19 protein-coding genes are annotated in these 22,516 nt (G+C 69.2%); 15 read left to right on the forward strand and 4 right to left on the reverse strand.

Going from position 1 to position 22,516, the window contains the following annotated elements:
* The first annotated feature begins 1 nt into the window (after window position 1).
* Together MRBLWO14_RS10575 and MRBLWO14_RS10580 are read left to right on the forward strand one after the other, a co-directional pair.
* Window positions 2–1,195 (forward strand): acyl-CoA dehydrogenase family protein, encoded by a 1,194-nt coding sequence (locus MRBLWO14_RS10575; RefSeq protein ID WP_341933115.1) that lies wholly within the window; start codon window positions 2–4, stop codon window positions 1,193–1,195.
* The gene (locus tag MRBLWO14_RS10580) at window positions 1,192–2,559 is read left to right on the forward strand and encodes an NtaA/DmoA family FMN-dependent monooxygenase (RefSeq protein ID WP_341933116.1); all 1,368 of its coding nucleotides are present in this window, start codon (window positions 1,192–1,194) and stop codon (window positions 2,557–2,559) included. The genes MRBLWO14_RS10575 and MRBLWO14_RS10580 overlap by 4 nt, the downstream gene beginning before the upstream one ends.
* A 33-nt stretch (window positions 2,560–2,592) precedes the next feature.
* Here MRBLWO14_RS10580 and MRBLWO14_RS10585 read toward each other — a convergent pair whose 3' ends face one another.
* Window positions 2,593–3,522: an NAD(P)/FAD-dependent oxidoreductase gene (locus MRBLWO14_RS10585; protein WP_341933117.1), complete on the reverse strand. Its 930-nt coding sequence runs from the start codon at window positions 3,520–3,522 to the stop codon at window positions 2,593–2,595.
* A gap of 210 nt (window positions 3,523–3,732) precedes the next feature.
* Here MRBLWO14_RS10585 and dnaK point away from each other — a divergent pair, with 210 nt between their 5' ends.
* From dnaK to MRBLWO14_RS10610, 5 genes are all read left to right on the forward strand, one after another.
* Window positions 3,733–5,598: a molecular chaperone DnaK gene (dnaK, locus tag MRBLWO14_RS10590; protein WP_341933118.1), complete on the forward strand. Its 1,866-nt coding sequence runs from the start codon at window positions 3,733–3,735 to the stop codon at window positions 5,596–5,598.
* Between the two features lie 2 nt (window positions 5,599–5,600).
* Window positions 5,601–6,239 carry a nucleotide exchange factor GrpE gene (locus MRBLWO14_RS10595; RefSeq protein WP_341933119.1) on the forward strand — a complete coding sequence of 213 codons (639 nt, stop codon included), beginning with the start codon at window positions 5,601–5,603 and terminating at the stop codon, window positions 6,237–6,239.
* Between the two features lie 7 nt (window positions 6,240–6,246).
* A complete protein-coding gene (locus tag MRBLWO14_RS10600; protein ID WP_341933120.1) occupies window positions 6,247–7,230 on the forward strand; it encodes a DnaJ C-terminal domain-containing protein in 984 nt (327 codons plus the stop codon).
* Between the two features lie 62 nt (window positions 7,231–7,292).
* A complete protein-coding gene (locus MRBLWO14_RS10605; RefSeq protein ID WP_341936189.1) occupies window positions 7,293–7,709 on the forward strand; it encodes a MerR family transcriptional regulator in 417 nt (138 codons plus the stop codon).
* A gap of 77 nt (window positions 7,710–7,786) precedes the next feature.
* Window positions 7,787–9,199, forward strand: a complete 1,413-nt coding sequence (locus MRBLWO14_RS10610) for an FAD-dependent oxidoreductase (RefSeq protein WP_341933121.1) — start codon at window positions 7,787–7,789, stop codon at window positions 9,197–9,199.
* 68 nt (window positions 9,200–9,267) lie between these two features.
* Here MRBLWO14_RS10610 and MRBLWO14_RS10615 read toward each other — a convergent pair whose 3' ends face one another.
* Window positions 9,268–9,912 carry a Pr6Pr family membrane protein gene (locus tag MRBLWO14_RS10615; RefSeq protein ID WP_341933122.1) on the reverse strand — a complete coding sequence of 215 codons (645 nt, stop codon included), beginning with the start codon at window positions 9,910–9,912 and terminating at the stop codon, window positions 9,268–9,270.
* Window positions 9,913–10,062: 150 nt separating this feature from the next.
* Window positions 10,063–12,633, reverse strand: a complete 2,571-nt coding sequence (locus MRBLWO14_RS10620; protein ID WP_341933123.1) for an RICIN domain-containing protein — start codon at window positions 12,631–12,633, stop codon at window positions 10,063–10,065.
* A gap of 226 nt (window positions 12,634–12,859) precedes the next feature.
* Here MRBLWO14_RS10620 and MRBLWO14_RS10625 point away from each other — a divergent pair, with 226 nt between their 5' ends.
* The 4 genes from MRBLWO14_RS10625 to MRBLWO14_RS10640 all read left to right on the forward strand — a co-directional run bounded on the left by MRBLWO14_RS10625 (window position 12,860) and on the right by MRBLWO14_RS10640 (window position 16,872).
* Window positions 12,860–13,846, forward strand: coding sequence for a sugar ABC transporter permease (locus tag MRBLWO14_RS10625; protein ID WP_341933124.1), 987 nt, complete (start codon window positions 12,860–12,862; stop codon window positions 13,844–13,846).
* Window positions 13,846–14,799: a carbohydrate ABC transporter permease gene (locus MRBLWO14_RS10630; protein WP_341933125.1), complete on the forward strand. Its 954-nt coding sequence runs from the start codon at window positions 13,846–13,848 to the stop codon at window positions 14,797–14,799. Before MRBLWO14_RS10625 ends, MRBLWO14_RS10630 begins: the two co-directional genes overlap by 1 nt.
* Before the next feature lie 74 nt (window positions 14,800–14,873).
* Window positions 14,874–16,238, forward strand: coding sequence for an extracellular solute-binding protein (locus MRBLWO14_RS10635; protein ID WP_341933126.1), 1,365 nt, complete (start codon window positions 14,874–14,876; stop codon window positions 16,236–16,238).
* 193 nt (window positions 16,239–16,431) lie between these two features.
* Window positions 16,432–16,872, forward strand: coding sequence for a DoxX family protein (locus tag MRBLWO14_RS10640; RefSeq protein WP_341933127.1), 441 nt, complete (start codon window positions 16,432–16,434; stop codon window positions 16,870–16,872).
* Window positions 16,873–16,894: 22 nt separating this feature from the next.
* On the opposite strand, the gene MRBLWO14_RS10645 is transcribed toward MRBLWO14_RS10640, so the two are convergent.
* Window positions 16,895–17,818, reverse strand: coding sequence for a hypothetical protein (locus MRBLWO14_RS10645; protein ID WP_341933128.1), 924 nt, complete (start codon window positions 17,816–17,818; stop codon window positions 16,895–16,897).
* 84 nt (window positions 17,819–17,902) lie between these two features.
* Between MRBLWO14_RS10645 and MRBLWO14_RS10650 the strand changes: the two genes are divergently transcribed.
* From MRBLWO14_RS10650 to MRBLWO14_RS10665, 4 genes are all read left to right on the forward strand, one after another.
* Window positions 17,903–19,057, forward strand: a complete 1,155-nt coding sequence (locus MRBLWO14_RS10650) for a DUF4185 domain-containing protein (protein ID WP_341933129.1) — start codon at window positions 17,903–17,905, stop codon at window positions 19,055–19,057.
* Between the two features lie 148 nt (window positions 19,058–19,205).
* Window positions 19,206–20,570: an extracellular solute-binding protein gene (locus MRBLWO14_RS10655; RefSeq protein WP_341933130.1), complete on the forward strand. Its 1,365-nt coding sequence runs from the start codon at window positions 19,206–19,208 to the stop codon at window positions 20,568–20,570.
* Between the two features lie 79 nt (window positions 20,571–20,649).
* Entirely contained in the window at window positions 20,650–21,576 is a 927-nt protein-coding gene (locus MRBLWO14_RS10660; protein ID WP_341933131.1) for a sugar ABC transporter permease, read from the forward strand.
* On the forward strand, window positions 21,576–22,481 hold the full coding sequence (locus tag MRBLWO14_RS10665) for a carbohydrate ABC transporter permease (RefSeq protein WP_341933132.1): 906 nt from the start codon (window positions 21,576–21,578) through the stop codon (window positions 22,479–22,481). Before MRBLWO14_RS10660 ends, MRBLWO14_RS10665 begins: the two co-directional genes overlap by 1 nt.
* Window positions 22,482–22,516: the final 35 nt, after the last annotated feature.

Below are 22,516 nucleotides of genomic sequence, written 5' to 3' on the forward strand. Positions count from 1 at the left end.
CATGTCCGAGCCGTCCCCTGACCTGCTCCGCCGTCTGCGCGAGGGCGCGGCCGACCGCGACCGCGACCGCCGGCTGCCGCGTGCCGAGATCCGCGAGCTCCTGGATGCCGGGTTCGGCGCCGCGCGCGTCCCCGTCGAGCACGGCGGGGAGGGCGTCGACCTCGCGACGCTCTTCGCACGTCTCATCGACCTCGCCGCCGCGGACTCGAACGTCGCGCACGTGTTCCGCGGGCACCTGGCGTTCGTCGAGCAGCAGCACTTCGAGCCGGATGCCGCGCGCCGCGCCGACTGGTACGGGCGCGTCCTGGCGGGGGACTTCGTCGGCAACGCGCAGTCGGAGCTCTCCGGCACCTCCGACCTCGCCACGACCCTCACGGAGCGCGACGGCGGTCTGCGTCTCGACGGACGCAAGTACTACACGACGGGCAGTCTCTACGCCGACTGGATCGACCTCTCCGCGCGGCACCGCGGCGAGGACCACCAGGTGATCGTGTCGACGCACGTCGACGGCGTCGAGTCGGTCGACGACTGGGCCGGTTTCGGTCAGCGCCTCACCGGCAGCGGCACGACGACGTTCACGGACGTGGTCGTCGACCCCGCACGCGTGCGGCCCTATGCGCTCGACGACGACGGGTTCCGGCATCCGTACCTGATGGGGTTCTTCCAGCTCGTGCTGCTCGCGGTCGTCGCGGGCATCGGACGGGCGGCCGTCGATGACGCGGTCGCGTTCGTGCAGCCCCGCCGCCGGATCTTCGGATTCGGCGGGGAGGCGCTCCCTCGTCAGGATCCGCTCGTGCAGAGCGTGGTCGGCCGGCTGTCCTCGGCGGCCTTCGCGGCGAGGGCCACCGTGCTCGAGGCCGCGCGCTCGCTCGACACCGCCCTCGACGGGTACCGGCTCGGCGAAGGCGACCCCGCGGCCTTCACCCGCGCGCAGCTCGACGTCTACCGTGCGCAGCAGACCGTGCTTCCGAGCGTGATCCAGGCGACCGGCGAGCTGTTCGAGGTCGGCGGAGCGTCGTCGGTCGACGTCGGCCGCGGACTGGACAGGCACTGGCGCAACGCCCGCACGGTCGCGACCCACAACCCGAGCGTGCAGCGTCAGCGCGCGCTCGGCGACTGGGAGTTGAATGGGGTCGTGCCCCTGTTCAACCAGCCGCAGAACCCGACGCCCGCGGCGACGGGGGCCTCCTCGTGACCAAGCGCCTCATCGTCAACCTGTTCGAGATGGCGACGCCCGGGCACATCACGCACGGGCTGTGGCGTCAGCCCGACAATCAGCGCGAGCGCTACGCCGACGTCGCCTACTGGACCGAGCTCGCCCGCATCGCGGAGGATGCCGGATTCGACGCGATCTTCCTGGCCGACGTCGTCGGGGCGTACGACGTGTACGACGACGCGTTCGAGCCGGCGCTGGAGCGCGGCCTGCAGATCCCCAACCTCGACCCGATGCTGTTGGTGGCGGCGATGGCGGCCGTCACCGACCACGTCGGCTTCGGCGTCACGTTCTCGACCACGTACGAGCCCCCGTTCGCGTTCGCCCGGCGCATGGCCACCCTCGATCACCTGACCGGCGGTCGGGTCGGCTGGAACATCGTCACCTCGTACCTGCCGAACGCCGCGCGCAATTTCGGCCTCGCCGACCAGATCCCGCACGACACCCGCTACGAGATCGCCGCCGAGTACGTCGAGGTGCTCTACAAGCTGTGGGAGGGCTCCTGGGATGACGACGCGGTCGTCGTCGACAAGGATGCCGGCGTGTACAGCCGCCCGGGATCCGTGCGCGCGATCGACCACGAGGGCGAGCACTTCCGCGTCGCGGGGCCTCATCTCAGCGAGCCATCGCGGCAGCGGGTGCCGGTGCTCTTCCAGGCGTCGGCGTCGAAAGCCGGCATCGCGTTCGCGGCGCAGCACGCCGAGGTGCTCTTCACGGCCGATCGACCGCCGGGTGCGCTCGAGCGCAACATCGCCGCGATCCGCGACGAGAGCGTGCGGCAGGGGCGACGCCCCGACGACACCCGGTTCCTCGTCATGGCCACCGTGATCGTCGGGCGCACCGAGCAGGAGGCCAGGGAGAAGGCGGAACGCTATCGCTCGTTCCGCGACCCCGAGGGCGCGTTCATCCACATGAGCGTGCCGTTCCATCCGCTCGACCACCCCGCCGAGCTCACCGTGCGCGAGGCGCTGGAGCGCGAGGGCCGGCACGACGTGATCGACGCGGGCGCGCTGCCGCTGCACCTCACCGTCGGACAGTTCGCGCGGGCGGTCGACGAAGCCTGGGACTCCCGTTTCTTCGCGGTCGGCGACCCGCAGCAGGTCGCCGACATCATCGAGGGCTGGCTCGACGACGACGGCATCGACGGCATCAACCTGCGCCAGTACCACTCGTTCGACACGGCGCGGGACTTCGGCGAGCTGGTCGTCCCCGAGCTGCGCCGACGCGGACGGATGCGCGAGCGGTACGAGCCGGGGGAGACGCTGCGCGAGCGGATCTTCGGAGAGGGGCCGCGGCTTCCGGACCGGCACCCCGCTGCGCGGTACCGCGGCGGCGCGGGGCTGTAGGACGGCGACGCTGCGCTGCGGCCGGTGTCGCGCTCAGTGCGTGAACGACACCCCCGCGGCATCCCGCACCATCGCTCCGGCGACGCGGGCGCCCGCCCCGGCGGCGACGATGAGCTGCTGCGGACCGGGCACGGCCGTGTCGCCCGCGGCGTAGAGGCCGGCGACGTCGGTCCGGCCCTCGCCGTCGACGACGAGGTGCCCCGCGGCATCGACGGCCGGGGCGAACCCCCGCAGGAACGACAGGTCGTTGTGCCACTCGGGGCGCACGAACCCGCCGTCGACCGGCACCACGGAGCCGCCGTCCAGCCGGACGGCCTCGATGCGTCCCCGATCGCCCACCAGCTCGGCGATGCGCGCACGGCGCACGTCGACGCCGGCCGCCGCGAGCTCCGCCTCCTGCACCGCCGTCACGGCATCCGATCCGTTCGTGAACACCGTGAGGCTGTCGGTCCAGCGCGCGATGAGCCGCGCGCGGTCGGCGAGATCGGGGGTCTCGCCGATCAGAGCGAGGCGCCGGCCGCGCAGCTCCCACGCGTCGCACGCCGCGCAGCTGAACAGGCTCATGCCGTAGTAGCCGCGGAGGTTCGGCACGTCGGGCAGCGTCTCGCGCAGCCCGGTCGCGAGCAGGACGGATGCCGCTGAGGCGACCTCGGTCGGAGCGGTGCGGCCGATCGCGGCGGTGAAGCCGTCGCCGTCCCGGCTGAGCTCGAGCACTCGCACGCGGGAGCGGATCTCGACGCCGGGGTAGGCGGCCAGCTCGGCGCGGGCCAGGCGGCGGAGCTCGTGCGGCGGCACGCCGTCGCGCGTGAGGAAGCCGTGGGAGGTCAGCGTCGCGGCGTTCCGAGGCCGGTCGGCGTCGATCACGAGCACACGCAGCAGTGAGCGGCCCAGGTTCAGCGCGGCGGAGAGGCCGGCCGGCCCTCCGCCCACGATGAGCGCGTCGTAGGGCGTCGTGTCGGTCATGTCGTACCTCCGCCTCCATCCTGCCAGCAGTCGGTGAGGGTGGCCTTACTTCCCCCTCTCTTCTCGGCGGATTCAAAGTTGAGCCGATCCATATCAAGTTTGTTTGACACCCGAGGGGGTCCGGAGTACAGTTGAGCCATCGCGACTCAGGTTTCCCTGATCGCCCCGGACTTTCCGACCATCAGACTCAGCAACACAAAGGAGAAGAACATGGCACGTGCTGTAGGAATCGACCTCGGTACGACGAACTCCGTCGTCAGCGTCCTCGAGGGCGGCGAGCCGAAGGTCATCGCCAACGCCGAGGGCTTCCGCACGACCCCCTCGGTCGTCGCGTTCACGAAGGACGGCGAGGTGCTCGTCGGCGAGACCGCGAAGCGCCAGGCCGTCACCAACGTCGACCGCACCATCGCGTCGGTCAAGCGTCACATCGGCACCGACTGGTCGTTCGACGTCGACGGCAAGAAGTGGACGCCGCAGGAGATCTCCGCGCGCATCCTCCAGAAGCTCAAGCGCGACGCCGAGTCCTACCTCGGCGACACCGTGACGGATGCCGTCATCACCGTGCCCGCGTACTTCAACGACGCCGAGCGCCAGGCCACCAAGGAGGCCGGCGAGATCTCGGGTCTCAACGTCCTGCGCATCATCAACGAGCCGACCGCTGCCGCACTGGCCTACGGCCTCGACAAGGGCAAGGAGGACGAGCTCATCCTCGTCTTCGACCTCGGTGGCGGAACCTTCGACGTCTCCCTCCTCGAGGTGGGCAAGGACGACGACTTCTCGACCATCCAGGTCCGCGCGACCGCCGGTGACAACCGCCTCGGTGGTGACGACTGGGACCAGCGTCTCGTCGACTACCTGATCAAGCAGTTCAAGGAGACCACCGGCGTCGACGTCTCGGGTGACAAGATCGCCCTGCAGCGCCTCAAGGAGGCAGCGGAGCAGGCGAAGAAGGAGCTCTCCTCCTCGACCTCGACCAGCATCAACCTGCCCTACCTGTCGCTGACGGAGTCCGGACCGGTGTCGCTGAGCGAGACCATCACCCGCGCGAAGTTCGAGGACCTCACGAAGGACCTCCTCGACCGCACCAAGAAGCCCTTCGAGGACGTCATCCGCGAAGCCGGCATCAAGGTCGCCGACATCGACCACATCGTGCTGGTCGGCGGATCGACCCGTATGCCCGCCGTGGCCGAGCTCGTCAAGCGCGAGACCGGCAAGGAGGCCAACAAGGGCGTCAACCCCGATGAGGTCGTGGCCGTGGGCGCAGCCCTGCAGGCCGGCGTCCTCAAGGGCGAGCGCAAGGACGTGCTGCTGATCGACGTCACCCCCCTGAGCCTCGGCATCGAGACCAAGGGCGGCATGATGACGAAGCTCATCGAGCGCAACACGGCCATCCCGACCAAGCGCAGCGAGACCTTCACCACGGCCGACGACAACCAGCCGTCCGTCGCGATCCAGGTCTTCCAGGGCGAGCGCGACTTCACGCGTGACAACAAGCCGCTCGGCACGTTCGAGCTGACCGGCATCGCGCCGGCGCCCCGCGGCATCCCGCAGATCGAGGTCACGTTCGACATCGACGCCAACGGCATCGTGCACGTGTCCGCGAAGGACAAGGGCACCGGCACCGAGAAGTCGATCGTCATCTCCGGCGGCTCGTCGCTGTCGAAGGAGGACATCGAGCGCATGGTGCGCGAGGCCGAGGAGCACGCCGCTGAGGACAAGCAGCGTCGCGAGGCCGCCGAGGTCCGCAACCAGGCCGAGACGCTCGCGTACTCGATCGACAAGCTGCTGACCGAGAACGACGACAAGCTGCCCGAGGACGTGAAGACCGAGGTCAAGGCCGACGTCGACGCGCTCAAGACGGCGCTCGCGGGCGACGACGACGAGGCCGTGAAGACGGCGTTCGACAAGCTCAACCAGTCGCAGTCGAAGATCGGCGAGGCGCTGTACGCCTCCTCGCAGGCGGAGGGCGCTCCGAGCGCCGGCGCCGAGGGCGACGCCCCGGCCGGTGACGGCTCCTCCTCCGAGGAGGACGTCATCGACGCCGAGGTCGTCGACGACGAGGACGAGAAGAAGTAATCATGACGGACAAGAACTTCGACGACGACGAGGTTCGCAGCGAGGGGTCGGATGCTCAGGCATCCGGCCCCGAGCCGCAGAACCAGGACTCCCGCGAGGCGATGGCCGCCGAAGGGTCGGATGAGACGCCGGTCGACGGCGCCCCCGACGACCTGACGGTCGACGACATCCTCAGCGCGGGGCAGACCGAGGAGGCCGCGGCTGGCGACGCCGCACTGGCGGATGCCGAGGACGCGCTGCTGCACGACCTCAAGCGCCTGCAGGCCGAGTACGCCAACTACCGCCGCCGCACCGAGGAGCAGCGTCAGGTCGAGATCGAGCGTGCGAAGGGCGAGGCCGCCAAGGGCCTCATCCCCGTGCTCGACGATCTCGCCCGCGCCGCCCAGCACGGTGACCTCGTCGAGGGCACGCCCTTCGCCGTGATCGCCGACAAGGTGCGCGCCGTGGTCGATCGCCTCGGTGTGGTCTCGTACGGCGAGAAGGGCGAGGAGTTCGACCCCCAGCGCCACGAGGCCATCTTCCAGCAGCCCACCCCCGGCGCCACGACCACCACGATCCTCGAGGTGGTGGAGGTCGGATACCGCCTCGGCGACGTCGAGCTGCGGCCAGCGAAGGTCGTCGTCGCCGTACCTGCCGAGTAGGTGATGAATGGCTAGCCAGGACTGGTTCGACAAGGACTTCTACAAGACCCTCGGGGTCTCGAAGGACGTCAGCGACGCCGATCTCAAGAAGACGTACCGCAAGCTCGCACGCAAGTATCACCCCGACTCCAATCAGGGTGACGAGAAGGCGGAGGCGAAGTTCAAGGAGATCAGCGAGGCCTACTCGGTGCTCTCCGACTCCGAGCAGCGCAAGGAGTACGACGAGATCCGCGCCATGGGCTCGGGCGCTCGCTTCACGGCGGGCGGCCAGTCCGGTGGCGGCTTCGAAGATGTGTTCAGCCGGTTCGGCCAGCAGGGGCGCGGACAGTCCGCCGACTTCGAGGACATCTTCGCGATGTTCAATCAGGGGCAGGGCGGCTCGTTCGGCTCCGGCCGGTTCGGGCAGACCTCCGGTGGGTTCCGCGGCTTCGGCGGCCCCCAGCGGGGCGCCGATGTCACCGCACGCACCACGCTCGACTTCGTCACCGCCGTGCAGGGCGAGACCATCACCCTGCAGGGCGAAGACGGCAAGCCGTTCAAGGTGAAGATCCCCGCCGGCGTCTCCGACGGACAGAAGATCCGTCTGCGCGGTCGGGGGCGCCCGTCCCCGGACGGCGGTGAGAGCGGCGACATCGTGGTGCAGATCACGGTTCGACCGCATCCGGTCTTCACCCGTGACGGCCTGAACCTGCGCATCGTCGTTCCGGTGACCTTCACCGAGGCCGCACTGGGCGCGACCATCGAGGTGCCCACCCTGGGCGGCGAGACGGTCAAGCTCCGCGTCGCACCCGGTACTCCCTCGGGGCGCGTCCTGCGCGTCAAGGGACGCGGCGTCACGACCGCGAAGGGCACCGGCGACCTGCTCGCCGAACTCCAGATCGCGGTGCCGTCGCACCTCGACGAGGAGGCCAAGGAGGCCCTGCGGAAGTTCCAGGCCCTCGAGCCCACTGAGAACCCCCGCGCCGACCTCATGGCGAAGGCGCGGCGGTGAGACCATGACGACGATCACGAACACCGGACGGAAGAAGGTGACACTCCGTGGCTGACATGCAGATGGATGCCGACACCCCGGTGTTCGCGATCGCCGTCGCGGCCGAGCTCGCCGGGATGCACCCGCAGACCCTGCGGCAGTACGACCGGATCGGGCTCGTGGTGCCCGGCCGCACCTCGGGCGGCTCGCGCCGCTACTCGACCCGCAACATCGAGCAGCTCCGCGAAGTCGCACAGCTCTCATCCGAGGGCATGAGCCTCCCCGCGATCGCACGACTCCTCGATCTGGAGGACGAGAACCGGATGCTGCGCCGTCGCATCGCCGAGCTCGATGCCGCTCTGCGCGCGGAGCGGGAGAACCGCCCCGGCGTCCGCGTCTTCGCTGCCGGTTCGTCGGGCGTCGTCCCGATGCCGAGCGGTCGGCGCATCCGCCGCTCCACCGAACTCGTTCTCTGGCATCCGGGCAGCGGCCGGAACTGAGTCCGGGGAGAAATCGTCGAATCCGGCGGGCGAGGCAGGAGAGGTCGTCCACCTCGGCGCGGTATCGTTGCGACACGATGAGGATGACGCGTCGCACTCTGCTGATCGGCGCCGGCGCCGGCGTCCTGGGAGTGATTCTCGCCTCCTGCACGCCCGAGCCGGCGCCCACTCCCACGCCCTCGCGGACGCCCACGCCGAAGCCGACCGGGGGTGCGATCTCGCCCACCGCGTTCGCGCGCAGCGCCTGGACCAGCGACCCGTTCTCGCTCGGCGCCGCCAGCTACACGCCGCCCGGCACGCAGCAGAGCGCGCGCGAGGCTCTCGCCGCCCCGGTCGACGACCGTCTCTTCTTCGCCGGCGAGGCCACCGACACCGAGGCACCGGGCACGATCGACGCGGCCCTGCGGTCGGGTGACCGCGCGGCCGACGACGTGATCCGCGCCGCGGGCGACGGCGAGCGGATCGCCGTGATCGGTGCGGGGCTCGCCGGTGCCGTGGCGACCTCGCGGCTCGTCGCAGCCGGACACGAGGTCATGGTGTTCGAGGCCCGCGACCGGGTGGGCGGGCGCGTGCAGTCCGTGGTCGACGAGGAGCAGTGGCCCGTCCCCGCACAGCTGGGCGGGTGGCTGCTCGCCTCCGCCGACACCGAGATGGCCGCGCAGCTCACCCGCCTCGACATCCGCTCGACGACGCTCGGCACCCCGCTGTGGCGCTCGGCCGACGGCGACGTCGCCCCGGTGTCGTCCGACCCCGTGAACGCGGCGATCGCCGCAGGGCAGCAGCAGCCGGCCGACGTCGCGCTGGCCGACGCTCTGACCGAGGCGGGGGTCGACCTCGACGACCCCGGCGTGGTCGCGCTGCTCGCCGCGATCGCGGCATCCTCCGGCTCCGACGTCGACGAGGCGTCGACCTGGTTCCCTCCGACCCTGCCGCCGACCGAGTTCACCGCTCCGCTCGGCGATCTCGGAACGATCGTCGATGACCTGCTCGACGGTGCGAAGGTGAGCCTGACGTCGCCGGTGTCACGCGTGGCCTACGACGAGGCCGGGGTGAGCCTCGGCATCGCGACAGGGGAGTCGCTGTCGTTCGACCGCGTCGTCATCACCGTTCCGCTCGGGGTGCTGCAGGGCGAGGGTCTGCAGTTCGCACCCGCGCTGCCGTTCGGCCAGCGCGGAGCCATCGCCGAGCTGGGCATGGGTCGCATCGAGACCGTGTGGATGCGGTTCGACGAGTCGCCGTTCGCCGCGACGGCCCCGGCGGACGCCGACGCGGATGCTCCCGCCGATCCCGCTGCCGTGCCGACGATGTGGCATGTCGTCGGCGGAGACGCGCTGATCCGCACCTGGTTCGACCTCAGCCCCGAGACGGGCGAGAGCATCGTCGTGGGGATCGTCGGCGGCGACGCCGCGGGCGAGTTCGCCGAGCTCGACGATCAGAAGGCGCTCGAGGCCGCGATCGCGTCGCTCGCTCCGTTCCTCGCGACGCCCTGACACCCTGCCGCCCTGACGCCCTGACACCCTGCCGCCCTGACGGCCTGATTCCCTACCCGCAAACCGCGTCAGACCGGCGGCCTGTCGTGGCCTCGGCGTCGCATCCTGCTGACGAGGACGATCACCGCCGCGACGGCGGCGAAGATCGCGAGGGCGATCGCGCTCGTGATGAGGAACTCCGGCGGCCCCGACACCTGCCGGGGGTCGAGGAAGTAGTACGGGTACCAGCCGACGATCGGGCCCCGCCACAGCGTGACCCCGCCCCAGGCGAGCGGGAAGGCCAGCGCGGTCGGCACGACCCACCACGGGACGCCCCTGTGTCCGGGGGTCAGGACCCAGGCGAGGGCGGTGCAGGCCGGCAGGTAGAAGTGCAGCACCTGATCGGACCACGGGACGTCGACGCGGATGCCGCGGAGCCCCGCCTGCCAGGCGATCAGGGCGAACGCGAGGCCGGCGGTGATCGTCCAGGTCAGCACCAGGGCCAGCGCGACCGTGAACCATCGCGGGTCGGCCGCCCGTGCGAAAGCCAGGACCGCGCCGATCACGAGCACGACGACCAGAGCGCAGTTCGACTGGACGGTCAGGTAGGCGAAGAAGTTGTCGCCGGCGATCGTGCGAGAGCTGAGGCCCCAGAACAGCCGGTGCACGAGGGCCACGGTGCAGACGCTCGCCGCCGCGAGGCGCAGCACGCCGAAGACCGCTCGTGCCCTCACCTTCGCCGCTGCCCCTTCCCCGTCGCGCGCCGGATCGCGCGCCGCGTCTCCTGGCGAGTCTACGGAGTGCTGCGGGGGAGAACGGCAGGTGCCGGTCGGGATGATCCCGACCGGCACCTCGTCACTGCGCGACGCGCAGGGGCGAACCCGTCAGCGCACGCTGCGGAGCTGGAACTGACCGGAGCCGTTCTGCGCGGTCGAACACGCGGTCTGCTGCAGCGGTGCCCCGTTGTCGGTGCGCGACCCGGCGACGGCCATGCAGAGCCCGGTGTGACCGGCCGTCAGGTACGAGTAGCCGCCGCCGGCATCCGTTCGCGTCCAGAAGAAGTGCGCCTGCGCGGTGCACTGCCACGGAGTCACCCGCTGTCCGTCGTTCGCCAGCGCGCCGTCGACCTGTGCGCACTGACCCGTCTGCTTGTTCTGCAGCTGGAACTGCCCGGCGTCCTGCGGCACGAGCAGCCAGCGCTGGGCCATGGTGTCGCGGTTCTCCTGCTGCACGAGCAGGCCACGGTCGTTGATGCCGACGACCTTGTTGCTGTGCTTGGCGACCAGGGTCACCTGACCGGTGGGCCCGAAGGCGAACTGCTGGGCGACGTCGGAGGCGTCGGAGCACGGCAGCTGCACCAGGCGAGCCCCGCCGACGGCGTTGCGGCCCTCGACGGTCAGGCACTTGCCCGAGTGGCCGGCGACGAGCTGCGCGTACCCGTTGCCGAGCGGCTTGGGCGTCCAACGGAAGTGCCCCTCGTTCGCGCAGCCCCACGAGATGGCGCGCGTGCCGTCGTTCTGCAGCTGCCCGTCGATCGAGAGGCACGTGCCCGACTCCTTGTTCTTCAGCTGGTAGGAGCCGTCACCGAGGGCGACGGGAGTCCACCGCTGCGGCACGAGTCCGTTGCTCTCCTGCAGCGCGATCTGCCCGCCCGTCAGCGCGATGGCCTTCGAGCTCTGGCGCGCCACGATACCCACGTCACCCGCGGGGAAGCGGTCGCCGGGGGCGGCGGAGGTCTGCACGGACAGGGTCGGTGTCGAGGCCGTGTTGCCCGCGGCATCCTTCGCCACCACCGTGTACTGCAGCGAGGCGTCGCGGGGCGCCGACGAGTCGACGAGGCGGATCTGCGGGCGGTTCCACCACGTGGATGCCGACGACGTGGTCGCGACCGGAGAGGCGGTGCCGCTGCGGTAGAGCTCGTAGCTCAGCGTCTGGTCGTCGCGATCCCAGTTGGCGGCCACCGTGACGGTGACTCCGCCGGAGGCCCCGGGGACGGCGATCGCCGTGGCCGGCCAATTGGCCCCGGAGAGGCGCGGCTTGTCCTTCGAGCCGTTCGGAGGAGTCGTCGAGAAGCGCACGAGACCCTCGAACTGCCCGTTGTTGACCGACCGGAATTCCCCGCCGATCGAGATCATCGAGCCGTTCCCGGTGATGGACAGACCCGCCTGCCCCAGGCCGGACGTCGTGCCGACCGCCCAGTCCGGCATCCAGTGATATGCCGAGGGTGCGGGTGTGCCCTCCCAGTTCTTGTACTGCGGGGCCGGAGACATCTGTCGGCCGAGGGTCCCTCGCGCGTCGACCGTGTAGGCCTCGGAGTAGCGGTGGACGGTCGGCTTCTGCTCGGGGTGCAGCCCCATGGTCTCGCACGCATGCGTGTGGCTGGTCGTGTAGACGACCTTGCCGGTGGAGTAGACGCCGTAGTGGTCGCCGAGGCAGTCGGCGATCCAGCGCAGCTGACCGCTGCCGGCCTCCGCGGCGAAGGTGCCCTCGAGGTTGGAGACGTTGACGTCTCCCGAGTTCGCCCATCCGGTTCCGTAGACGCCCGTCGCGTCCGCGTTCAGCGAGAAGATCCCGGCCTTGCCCGCCGGCGAGCCGTTCTTCACCGTGCGGTTGACCTGCCACGAGGTATCGACCGCGCCCGTGCTCTTGCTCAGCGCGGCCACCCCGCGCTGCGATCCGTCGCCGTTCACCTGCGAGAAGCGACCGCCGACGATGAGCTTCGTCTTCTTCGGGTCCGACACCATCGCGTCGACCTGCAGGTCGGTCGTCGGTGCCCACGGCTGCAGCGCACCCGACGCGGGGTCGAGTGCCGCGAGGTTCTTGCGCGCCGTGCCGTTGACCTGGGTGAAGAGTCCGCCGAGGAAGACGTTGTTGTTGCCGACGCTCAGCGCGTAGACGCCGCTGCCGCCGACGGCGGGCGCGTAGCCCGGGATGGGCTCGCCGGTCTTGGCGTCGAGCGCGGCGAAGTTCGAGCGGCCCTTGCCGTTGACCTGGCTGAAGGAGCCGCCGATGTAGATGCGGGTGCCGTCGGGCGAGGCGGCGACGGCCTTGACGACGCCGTTGACCTTCGGGGCGAACGGCAGCAGCTGACCGGTCTCGATGTCGTACGCGAGCACGTTCGACCGGGCGGTGAGCTTCGTACCCGGTGCGGCCAAGGGTTCGCGGGCGTTGTCGAACTTGCCCACCGCGTACACGGTGGAGCCGATCATGGCCTGCGCCCACACGTAGCCGTTGTCGATCTGCACGGTCGGGATCGGATCCGACGTGACGACGTTGCCGTCGCGCGGCAGCACGGGCGGTGGTGTGGCCGCGGCCGTGGCGGCGGGTGCGCCGAGGGCCGTGAGGCCTCCGACGAGCAGCGCGGCCGCGGCGGTCGAGCCGAGCAGGCGGCGGAGCGCGGCACGCGCCCCCGGTCGATCGGCGCGGGCGCGCCGGGATGACGTGAAGGTCCCCATGGATGTCCCCAGTCTCAGGTGGTGAAGTGAGGCCGCATCGGGATTCCCTGTCCGAGATGGGCCGCCCTCACCCTAGGGATCCGCTGTTCACACCGACCGACAGGGGAGTGAACGCGATCGATCGGGAGGTGGGGAAGCACAACCGAGCAGAGAAGCGCAAGGGGCATGGAGGAGCGCTTCTCCGGTCCTAACCTTTCGCGGTGCCACAGGCGACGGGAGACACGACATGACAGACACCCGGCACCGCGAGGAGGCCGCGCAGCGCAGCGCAGGTCGTCGCGGTCGCGTTCGAGACGGCAACGGGCGCGCACTGAAGCAGCACTACAACAAGCGCGAGGCGCTCGCCGGATACCTCTTCATCTCGCCGTGGATCATCGGGTTCCTGATCTTCACCGCGGGGGCGATGGCGTACAGCCTCTACATCTCGTTCAGCAACTACAACCTCGCGACCAACACGGCTCGGCCCGTCGGCACGACCAACTACGAGCAGCTGTTCGAGGATCCGCGGGTGGGCGTCTCGCTCGCCAACACCCTCTTCTACGTCGTCATGGCCGTGCCGCTCGAGATCGTCTTCGCGCTCATCCTCGCGCTGTTGCTCAACCGCGTGGGCCGCGGGGCCGGCATCTTCCGCACCCTCTACTACCTGCCGAAGATGACGCCGGCCGTCGCGACCGCCGCCGTGTTCTTCCTGCTGCTGAACGGCAACTCCGGCGCGATCAACCAGTTCCTGCGCCTCTTCGGCATCCAGGGTCCGCAGTGGCTCGTCGACCCCGCATGGGTGAAGCCGAGCATCGTCATCATGACTCTGTGGACGGTCGCCGGCACGATGGTGATCTTCCTCGCGGCGCTGAAGAACGTGCCGACCGAGCTCTACGAGGTCGCGTCCATCGACGGCGCGGGGGCGATCCGCCGCTTCTTCTCGATCACGCTCCCGATGATCTCCGGCGCGATGTTCTTCAACGTCATCGTGCTGTCGATCGCCGCCTTCCAGATCTTCGACCAGGCGTATCTGCTGTTCTGGCGAGATCAGAGCAACTCGTCTCCCGAGGCGTCGCTCTTCTATGCGATCTACCTCTTCCAACAGGCCTTCCGTCAGTTCAACTTCGGTTTCGCCGCCGCCATGGCCTGGCTGCTGTTCGTCATCATCATGATCATCACGGTCATCCAGGTGAAGGTCGGCAACCGGTTCGTCTACTACGAGGGAGATCGCTGATGTCGACGTCGCTGCGGCAGCTGCCGCCTGCCGCCGAGCCCGTGCTCGAGAACGAGACCCGCGCGATCACCGTGCCCGACAAGTCGCGATGGCGGCGCGCGATGTCGCAGCCGAAGAGCCTCGCGGTGCGGATCGTGCTCGCCGTCATCCTCGTCGGGTTCGGGCTCCTCTTCCTCTACCCGTTCGTGTGGCTGCTCGCCGCGAGCTTCAAGCCCCGCGGAGAGGTCTTCGACAACTCGCTCATCCCCAAGACGTTCGTACCCGAGAACTACATCGAGGTGTGGAACCAGCTCCCGCTGCTCAGCTGGATGTGGAACAGCATCGCGATCGCGCTGCTCGCCGCCGGGGCTGTCGCGATCTCGAGCTCGATCGTCGCGTTCGGCTTCGCGTACTTCAAGTTCCCCGGCCGCGGACTGCTCTTCGGACTCGTCCTCGCCACGATGATGCTGCCGGGCGCCGTCACGATGATCCCGATCTACCTGATCTGGAAGGAGACGGGGATGCTGGGCACGTGGGTGCCCCTGTGGGGTATGAACCTCTTCGGCTCCGCGTTCTACATCTTCCTGCAGCGGCAGTTCTTCCTCGGCCTGCCGCGCGAGCTCTTCGAGGCCGCGCGTCTCGACGGCGCCAGCTACTGGGGGCTGTTCTGGCGCATCGCGATGCCGCTCTCGATCCCGTCGTTCATCATCGTCTTCCTGTTCGAGTTCCAGGCCAGCTGGAACAACCTGCAGTCGGCGCTCATCTATCTGAACGCCGGGTCCGTCGACGAGTTCACGGCACCGCTCGGCATCGCCTATGCCATGACCAAGTACAGCCCGACGGCCGGCGGCCACGGCGATTACCAGTACGTCATGGTGGCGTCGCTGATCGTGACGCTGCCCATGCTCCTCCTGTTCGCCTTCGGGCAGCGCTACTTCATCGAGGGAGTCGCCACCCAGGGCCGAAAAGGCTAGACCGCAGGGGCCGACCGGGACACCACGGCTCCTGCACCGATCCGACACCACACAGCAACGAAAGAAGGAATGACATGCGCACCCGCATCCTGGGATTCGCCGCCATGGCCGCGGCATCAGCCATCGTTCTCGCCGGCTGCAGCGGGGGAGGGGCGGGCGAAGGCGGCGCGGATGCCGACTTCGACGCCGAACCCACCGGCACCCTCAACGCCTGGGGCTTCGAGAACGCCGACGACGTGGGGCAGTCCCGTGTCGACTACGCGGCCGAGCAGCTCGCCGATGTCGAGGTCGACCTCGACGCCACGGCCTTCGACGCGCAGAAGTTCACCACGCGCATCGCGAGCGGCGACGTGCCGGACGTCGTGCAGATGGACCGCCGCTACGTGACGACCTACGCGGCGCAGGGGCTGATCATGCCGCTCGACGAGTGCTTCGCGGCGCAGGACGTCGAGCCGCGCGACCACTGGTATCCGTTCGTGGTCGACGATGTCACGTACGACGACGAGGTCTGGGCGGTGCCGCAGTTCTATCAGCCGCCGGCCATCATCGTGAACAAGACGGTGCTCGCCGAGGCCGGCGTCACCCCCGACCAGTTCGACACGTCGGACCCCGACGGTCTCATCGACGCGATCGGCAAGATCTATCAGGAGTCCGGCGGTGTGCCGTCGCGACTCGGGTTCGACCCGGTCGCGACAGGCCAGGGCGGACTCTGGATCCTCGCGATGGGCGGTCAGCTCAACGACGACGAGGGTGCCCCGACGCTCGACGACCCGAGCAACCTGGCCGGCATCGAGCTGCTGAAGCGCATCACCGACGCCCAGGGCGGATTCGCGGCGGTGAAGAGCTTCACCGACTCGTTCGACACGTTCGGCGACGACAACCAGTACGTCGCCGGTCAGGTCGGCGCGCAGGTCAACGCGCAGTGGTACCCGAACGTGCTCGGTCCGTACGCGGATCAGATCGACATCGAAGCCGTACCGTTCCGCGACAAGGACGGCGAGCCGTTCTCGGTCGCCTCGGGCACGGCGTTCGTCGTGCCGGTCGGCGCGAAGAACCCGGCGGCGGCCTGTGCGTGGATGGTCGATCTCACCTCCGACGACGCCTGGATGGCGGCGGGCGAGGCCAGGGCGCAGACCCTGACCGATGACGGCGGTCTCAACACCGGGCTGTTCACCGGTTCCCCCGCCTCCGACGAGGCGATCCGCGACAAGTTCGTCACCGAGACCGGCAACGCCGGCTTCGACCAGGTCATCTCGACCTTCTACGACGTCGTCGGCTACGGCCAGTCGTTCGGCTCCTCGCCCGCGGGGCAGGAGATCCAGAACGAGCTGAACAACGCGATCACCGCGGCCCTGCTCGGCGACAAGGAGCCGGAAAAGGCGCTCGCCGACGCCCAGCAGGCCGCGATGCGCGCCTACGAGAACGCCACAGCCGGCTGAGCGCGGGCGGAGCGGATGGTGCGAGGGGCGGGGTGACGCGGTCGCCCCGCCCCTCGGCGTCGGCCGTCAGGCGAGTACGCCGCCGGAGCTCGCCGCGCACAGGAGATCGCAAAGTGTCGTTCCTAGCGTGGAGGCAGGGAACGCCCCTGCTCCGCGCCTGGCGCGGTGTCCTGCCACGAAGGAAGAACTCCTCATGACGAACACCACCGCCCCCTCTGCCGCCCCCTCGTTCGGACTGCTGGTCCTGCGACTCGTCGTCGGCGGGATCTTCGCCGCCCACGGTGCGCAGAAGGTCTTCGAGTACACGATCCCCGGAACCATCGGGAGCTTCTCGGGCATGGGCATCCCGCTGCCCGAGATCGCCGCTCCGCTCGTCGCGTTCCTCGAGCTGATCGGCGGGATCCTGCTCGCACTCGGTCTGTTCACGCGGCCCGTCGGCATCCTGCTCGCGGTCGACATGGTCGTCGCGCTCGTCGCCGTGCACCTGCCCGCCGGCCTCTGGGTGGGCGAGGGCGGCTACGAGTTCGTCGCGGTGCTCGGCGTGGCGGCCCTGGCGCTCGCGTTCACCGGCGCCGGACGATTCTCGCTCGACGGCGCGTTCCTGCGCGGACGCGTGCCGGCCTGGATCAGCTGACCCCGGCATGTAGGGACTCCGCTCACACCGGTTCGACCGAGAACCGGAACGCCGCCCCCTGGCGGAACGGCTCGACGATCTCGACGTTCTCGAACGCCGGACCGCCGGGGATCGGCGAGGTGCTGGCCCAGTAGGCCCAGCGGGCATTCACTCGGGCTTCGAGCTCGGGATGCGGATCGTCGACCCGCCACCGCTGCACCGAACGCCGGCCGAGGAACCGCCAGTGGTCGGCGGTGTCGGGCGCGTACTCGACCGACCACGGATCCTCCTCGTCCCCGACGGCTTCGACGATCGCTGCCCCGCCGTCGCGAATCAACTCGGCGAGGCCGAAGCGTCCGTGCTCCGTGAAGGCGGTGCCGGTGAATCCCGGCCACAGATCTCCCGGGGTGACGATGCGGTCGGCGAGCCGCAGCACACGCAGCCGCGCCCAGTTGCCCATGGTGGCGGTGAGCACGAGATGGGCGAGCGGCACCGAGCCCTCGTTCGCGAACCCCGCGACCTCGACCTCGTGCGGGCGATCGGCGGCGAAGCGCACGCGCACACGCACGTCTGCTCCCTCGTCGAAGCGCTCGACCCCGATCCACACCGTCAGGGTCTCGACACCGTCGATCTCCGCGACGACCCCGCGGGCGGGCCCCGCCGACGGGTCGGGGTCCGCTGCGGCCTCCGGGTCGTCGGCCGCCCACATGCGCTTGCCGCGCTCGCCGGGGTCGAGCGTGCTCGGCTCCAGCTCCGAGAACCCGCGCTCCGCCCGCCCCTGCGGGATCGGTTCGACGGCGATGAAGTTCACGAGTCGTTCCGGCGGGTGGTCGAGATACGGCGTGTAGACGCGCAGGAGACCTCGCGGGCCGGGCAGGGGAGGGATGCCGATCCGGATGCCGTCGCGGTGACCCCACCGCGGCTCACCGTCGGCGCGCAGCCAGGGTCCTTCGCTCGATGCGGACATGCCTGAGACCCTAGTGCTATGAAATCGATTTCGCTAGGTTCGATGCCAGGCGCGGTGCTTCCGCACCGCCGATCGAGGAGGATCATGCGCCGTGCATCCGCATCCCATCGCCGCCTCGCCGCGGCATCCGTCGTCCTGGCTCTGGCGCTCTCCGGCTGCGCGGCAGGAGCCGGAGGATCCGTCGTGAGCGTGGATCCGAACCCCGACAAGCCGTTCGTGCTCGAGGGTGTCTCGAACCTCACCGAGATCGCGCGCCTGACCGGACCCGGCGCGATGAACGACACGGCCGCGGTGTCGGTGGCCGGCACCGATCTCGGTTCGATGACGAACGTCGGCGACCGCACCTTCTTCTTCTTCGGCGACACGTTCGGCGAGCGCGACCCGGAGTCGATCGGCGGGCAGGGCGGGTTCTGGCGGTCGAACGTCGCGGCGTGGACGGAGGACGACGACCCGACCGACGGCATCGACTTCGACGGGTGGGTGACCGACGACATCGGCCTGGCGGAGGCCCTCATCGAGGGCGATCACGATGCCAACGGCGCGGAGGGAGAGGTCACGAAGATCCCCACGTACGGCTTCGCGATCGGCGACACCATGTACGTGTCGTACATGTCGGTGCGCTTCTGGGGAGAGCCCGGGGCCTGGGATGCCAATCGATCGGCGCTGATCGTCTCGCGCGACGGCGGCCAGAGCTGGGACCCCGTCGAGGGCGTCGAATGGCCGGGGGACTCCAACTTCGTCCAGGTCGCGACCGCCGAGGTGAACGAGGGCGGCGAGGACTGGATCTACTTCTGGTCGATCCCGTCCGGACGCTTCGGCAGCGTGCAGCTCATGCGCGTCCGAGCGACAGAGGAGGCCGTCGAGGACCAGTCGGCGTACTCGTACTTCGCCGGGGTCGACGGCGGTGCGCCGACCTGGAGCGACGACATGGCCGACGCCCAGACCGTGGTCGACGGCACGATCGGCGAGCTCTCGGTGATGTGGTCGACGTACCTCGATCGATGGGTCATGACGTACTCCGACGCGGGGAACGCGTACATCCGAGAGGGCATCACGCCGTGGGGGCCGTGGGGCGATCCGCTCGAGCTCGTGCCGGGCAGCGAGTACGAGGGTCTCTACTCGCCGTACCTGAATCCGCGGTACGTGACGGAGGACGGCAGGCGCATCCACTTCACGCTGTCGCTGTGGGGGCCGTACAACGTGTTCTGGTTCTCTGCCGATCTCGAGCGGTCGAACTGAGATATCGGATCTCTTGCTTATGAAATCGATTTCGCTTACTCTGGCGCATACCCGGTCGCCGAGGACCGTCGGCTGGGCCGGTGGGTTTCGGCGACAGCCGAGCACACAGCAGCGACTCGACGAGGAGTCCGTTCCTGAGGAGGAACCCATGAGAATCACCCCACGCACCCGCAGGGCGACGTTCGCCGCTCTCGGGGCTCTCACCATCGGCGCGATGATCGCCGGCTGCGGATCCGGCACGCCAGGAGAATCCGCCGACTCCGGCGGCGAGGATGGCGTCACCACGATCCAGTTCTGGCACCGCAACTTCACGCCGGTCGAGAACGAGTGGTACGAGGACATCATCAAGAAGTTCAACGACTCGCAGGACGAGATCAAGGTCGTCGGCACGCAGGTGCCCGGCGATGCGTGGGATCAGAAGATGAAGGCCGCGCAGGCCGCGGGCAAGGCGCCTGACATCTACACCCACCCCGGAAGCATCCAGGACGCGGTGAACGCGGGGCAGCTGCACGAGCTCGACGGGATCGTGCCGGACGACGCCCTCGCCGAGATCTCGGATGCCGCGAAGCCCGTGTCCGAGATCGACGGCACCTATTACGCCTATCCGCTGCTGCTCGAGCCGCAGGCGGTGCTGTTCTGGAACAAGGACATGCTGGACGCGGCGGGCGTCGACTCGGAGCAGGGGCCGACCACGTGGGACGAGCTCATGGACGCGTGCGCCAAGATCCAGCCGACCCTCGCCGACGGGCAGTACTGCATCTCGCCGGCGCAGGACGCGGCGACGTTCGCGTGGTCGACCGTCGGACAGCAGTACAACTTCGCCGGGCACACCGCGCTGAACTCCGACTGGACCGCCGCCGACATCGACGACGCCGGGTACCGCGACATGATGACGCAGTACAAGACGCTGTGGGACGAGGGGTACATGCCCAAGCAGCCCCTCGCGGACTACGGCGGGGGCAAGGACTTCGGCGAGGAGAAGGTCGCGTTCAAGGTCTCCGGGTCGTGGATGCTGTCGGAGATCGGCTCGGACTACGCCGACGTGCTCGGCAAGACCGGGATCGGCCCGATGGTGAACTCGGCGGAGGCCGACGGCCGCACCGCCACCACGCTCGGTAACTTCAAGTGGGTCGTCGACGCCAAGACCAAGAACGCCGAGGCCGCGGGGAAGTTCCTCTCCTGGGCCATCGCGGGCGACCCCGAGAACCTCGTGCCGTTCTTCGTCGACACGCAGTTCACCAAGGCGCCGGTGCGGCAGTCGGTGCAGGATGCCGTCGCGGCCGACCCCAAGGCGGCCGACGCCCCCTGGTCGTCGATCATCACCGAGGAGATCGCCCCGAACGCGATCCCCGAGCCCACCTACCCGTGGGACGTCTCCCTCGCGGTCGGCACCGCCTTCGAGTCGGTCATGAAGGGGTCCGCGTCGCCGGATGCCGCGATCGACACCGCGAACAAGGCCATCCAGACGGTCATCGACCGCGAGGGTCTCGCCGACAAGGCGCCGAGCCAGTAGCACTCCACGCGGGGGTCGGCGCCGCGCGCCGCCCCCGCCTGCGGGTCACGTCAGAACGAGGGAACGGGTGGAGCGAACGATGGTCAGTGCAGTCTCGACGGAGCGGCGGGCGGTGAGACGCCGCACGGACGCCCGACGCTACCGCGACACGAAGGTCGCGTACCTCTTCCTGCTCCCGGTGGTCGGCCTGCTCGGGATCTTCGTGATCTGGCCGGCGATCTACGCGGGGTTCCTGTCGTTCCAGAACTGGAGCTTCTACAAGGACCCCGAGTTCGTCGGCTTCCGCAACTTCACCGCCGTCCTCAGCGACCCGCTGTTCTGGGCGTCGGTGGGCCGCGGCTTCGCCTTCGTCGCGATGACGGTGCCGCCCATGCTCGTGCTCGCATTCTTCTTCGCGAGCCTGGTGGTGAGCGTGTCGCGGCGCTTCGCCGGCATCCTCAAGGTCAGCATCTACATCCCCACGATCATCTCGTCGGTCATCACGTCGATCATCTTCGTGCTGATGTACGACTACTCGGGCGGACTGCTGAACTGGTTCCTCGGCATCTTCGGCGTCGACCCGATCGCCTGGATCGGCGACCCGGCGTGGGCGCTGCTCGCGATCGCGATCCCCGCGATCTGGCTGGGCATGGGACTCACGTCGCTCATCATGGTCGCCGCGATGGTCGACATCCCCACCGAGTTCTACGAGGCGGCGGCGATGGAGGGCGCCAACTGGTGGCAGAAGACCGCCTTCATCACGCTGCCGCAGATGAAGAACATCATCCTGTACCTGCTGATCACCGGATTCGTCGCGGCCATCCAGCAGTTCGAGCTGCCGCTCGTGATGACAGGCGGCGGGCCGCTGGACTCGACGACCCTGCCGAACCTGTTCATCTTCAACCACTTCCGCAACGACATCAACGTCGGGTACTCGATCGCCGCCGCGCTCGTCATGTTCGTCGTGCTCGGCACGGTCTCGGCGATCGTCTTCAAGTTCGTCAACTCCGAGAGGCTGGTGGACTGATGGTCACCATCGCGCCGCAGGACACCACGCGCGGGATCGTGCTCGCAGGGACCGAGCCGTCCCGGCGCGCCCGCCTGCCGAGGACCCCCGGATCGTGGGCGACGGTCATCGCGAAGATGCTCGCAGGAGCGGTGTTCCTCGTGGCGGCGCTGTTCCCGCTCGCCTGGATGATCATCGCCGGATTCAAGTCGAAGACCGAGGTCATCCAGACCCCGTTCCAGTTCTTCCCCGAGGTGTGGCGCTGGGAGAACTACGCGCAGATCCTCGCCGACCCCACCTTCACCCGCACGATGCTGTGGACGTTCGGCGGCGCGGTGCTCTTCACGCTGCTGAGCCTGACCGTCAACTCGCTCGCCGCCTACGCGTTCGCTCGCCTCGACTTCCGGTTCCAGCGCACGCTGTGGGTCATCGTCATCACGACCATGTTCATCCCGGGGATGACGATCCTGCTCACAAGCTTCATCGTCGTGACCCGGCTGTCGATGCTCGACACGCTCGCCGTGCTGGTGCTGCCTGGGGCTGCGAGCGCCGGCACGGTGTTCTTCATCCGCCAGTTCTACCTGAACATCCCCGCCAGCCTCGAGGAGGCCGCGATGCTCGACGGCTGCGGACGGTTCGCGATCTTCGTGCGCATCTTCCTGCCGCTGTCGAAGCCGCCGTTCGTGGTCATGGGCATCACGTCGTTCCTCGCGTACTGGAACTCCTACGTGTGGCCGATCCTCACCATCACCACGCCCGAGCGCTTCGTCGTGCAGCAGTTCCTCGCGACGTTCCGGTCCGAGCGCACGAGCGAGCTGGGGCTGCTCATGGCCGGCTCGGTGCTGGCCGCGGCGCCCGTCATGATCCTGTTCCTCATCTTCCAGCGCCAGATCATCGGAAACATCAAGATGGCCGGTCTGAAGTAGGGCCGGCCGACGCAGAGCGACACCCACACGGAAAG

The organism is Microbacterium sp. LWO14-1.2, from assembly GCF_038397715.1.
Classification (GTDB): domain Bacteria; phylum Actinomycetota; class Actinomycetes; order Actinomycetales; family Microbacteriaceae; genus Microbacterium.

Excerpts from the sequence above, each read along its gene's own strand:
- MRBLWO14_RS10605 (WP_341936189.1), top strand. The coding sequence starts at position 7,293 with ATGGATGCCGACACCCCGGTGTTCGCGATCGCCGTCGCGGCCGAGCTC.
- MRBLWO14_RS10610 (WP_341933121.1), top strand. The coding sequence starts at position 7,787 with ATGAGGATGACGCGTCGCACTCTGCTGATCGGCGCCGGCGCCGGCGTC.
- MRBLWO14_RS10630 (WP_341933125.1), top strand. The coding sequence starts at position 13,846 with ATGTCGACGTCGCTGCGGCAGCTGCCGCCTGCCGCCGAGCCCGTGCTC.
- MRBLWO14_RS10640 (WP_341933127.1), top strand. The coding sequence starts at position 16,432 with ATGACGAACACCACCGCCCCCTCTGCCGCCCCCTCGTTCGGACTGCTG.
- MRBLWO14_RS10665 (WP_341933132.1), top strand. The coding sequence starts at position 21,576 with ATGGTCACCATCGCGCCGCAGGACACCACGCGCGGGATCGTGCTCGCA.
- MRBLWO14_RS10655 (WP_341933130.1), top strand. The coding sequence starts at position 19,206 with ATGAGAATCACCCCACGCACCCGCAGGGCGACGTTCGCCGCTCTCGGG.
- MRBLWO14_RS10625 (WP_341933124.1), top strand. The coding sequence starts at position 12,860 with ATGACAGACACCCGGCACCGCGAGGAGGCCGCGCAGCGCAGCGCAGGT.
- MRBLWO14_RS10620 (WP_341933123.1), bottom strand. The coding sequence starts at position 12,633 with ATGGGGACCTTCACGTCATCCCGGCGCGCCCGCGCCGATCGACCGGGG.
- MRBLWO14_RS10575 (WP_341933115.1), top strand. The coding sequence starts at position 2 with ATGTCCGAGCCGTCCCCTGACCTGCTCCGCCGTCTGCGCGAGGGCGCG.
- MRBLWO14_RS10595 (WP_341933119.1), top strand. The coding sequence starts at position 5,601 with ATGACGGACAAGAACTTCGACGACGACGAGGTTCGCAGCGAGGGGTCG.
- MRBLWO14_RS10650 (WP_341933129.1), top strand. The coding sequence starts at position 17,903 with ATGCGCCGTGCATCCGCATCCCATCGCCGCCTCGCCGCGGCATCCGTC.
- MRBLWO14_RS10635 (WP_341933126.1), top strand. The coding sequence starts at position 14,874 with ATGCGCACCCGCATCCTGGGATTCGCCGCCATGGCCGCGGCATCAGCC.
- MRBLWO14_RS10600 (WP_341933120.1), top strand. The coding sequence starts at position 6,247 with ATGGCTAGCCAGGACTGGTTCGACAAGGACTTCTACAAGACCCTCGGG.
- MRBLWO14_RS10660 (WP_341933131.1), top strand. The coding sequence starts at position 20,650 with ATGGTCAGTGCAGTCTCGACGGAGCGGCGGGCGGTGAGACGCCGCACG.
- MRBLWO14_RS10645 (WP_341933128.1), bottom strand. The coding sequence starts at position 17,818 with ATGTCCGCATCGAGCGAAGGACCCTGGCTGCGCGCCGACGGTGAGCCG.
- MRBLWO14_RS10585 (WP_341933117.1), bottom strand. The coding sequence starts at position 3,522 with ATGACCGACACGACGCCCTACGACGCGCTCATCGTGGGCGGAGGGCCG.
- dnaK (WP_341933118.1), top strand. The coding sequence starts at position 3,733 with ATGGCACGTGCTGTAGGAATCGACCTCGGTACGACGAACTCCGTCGTC.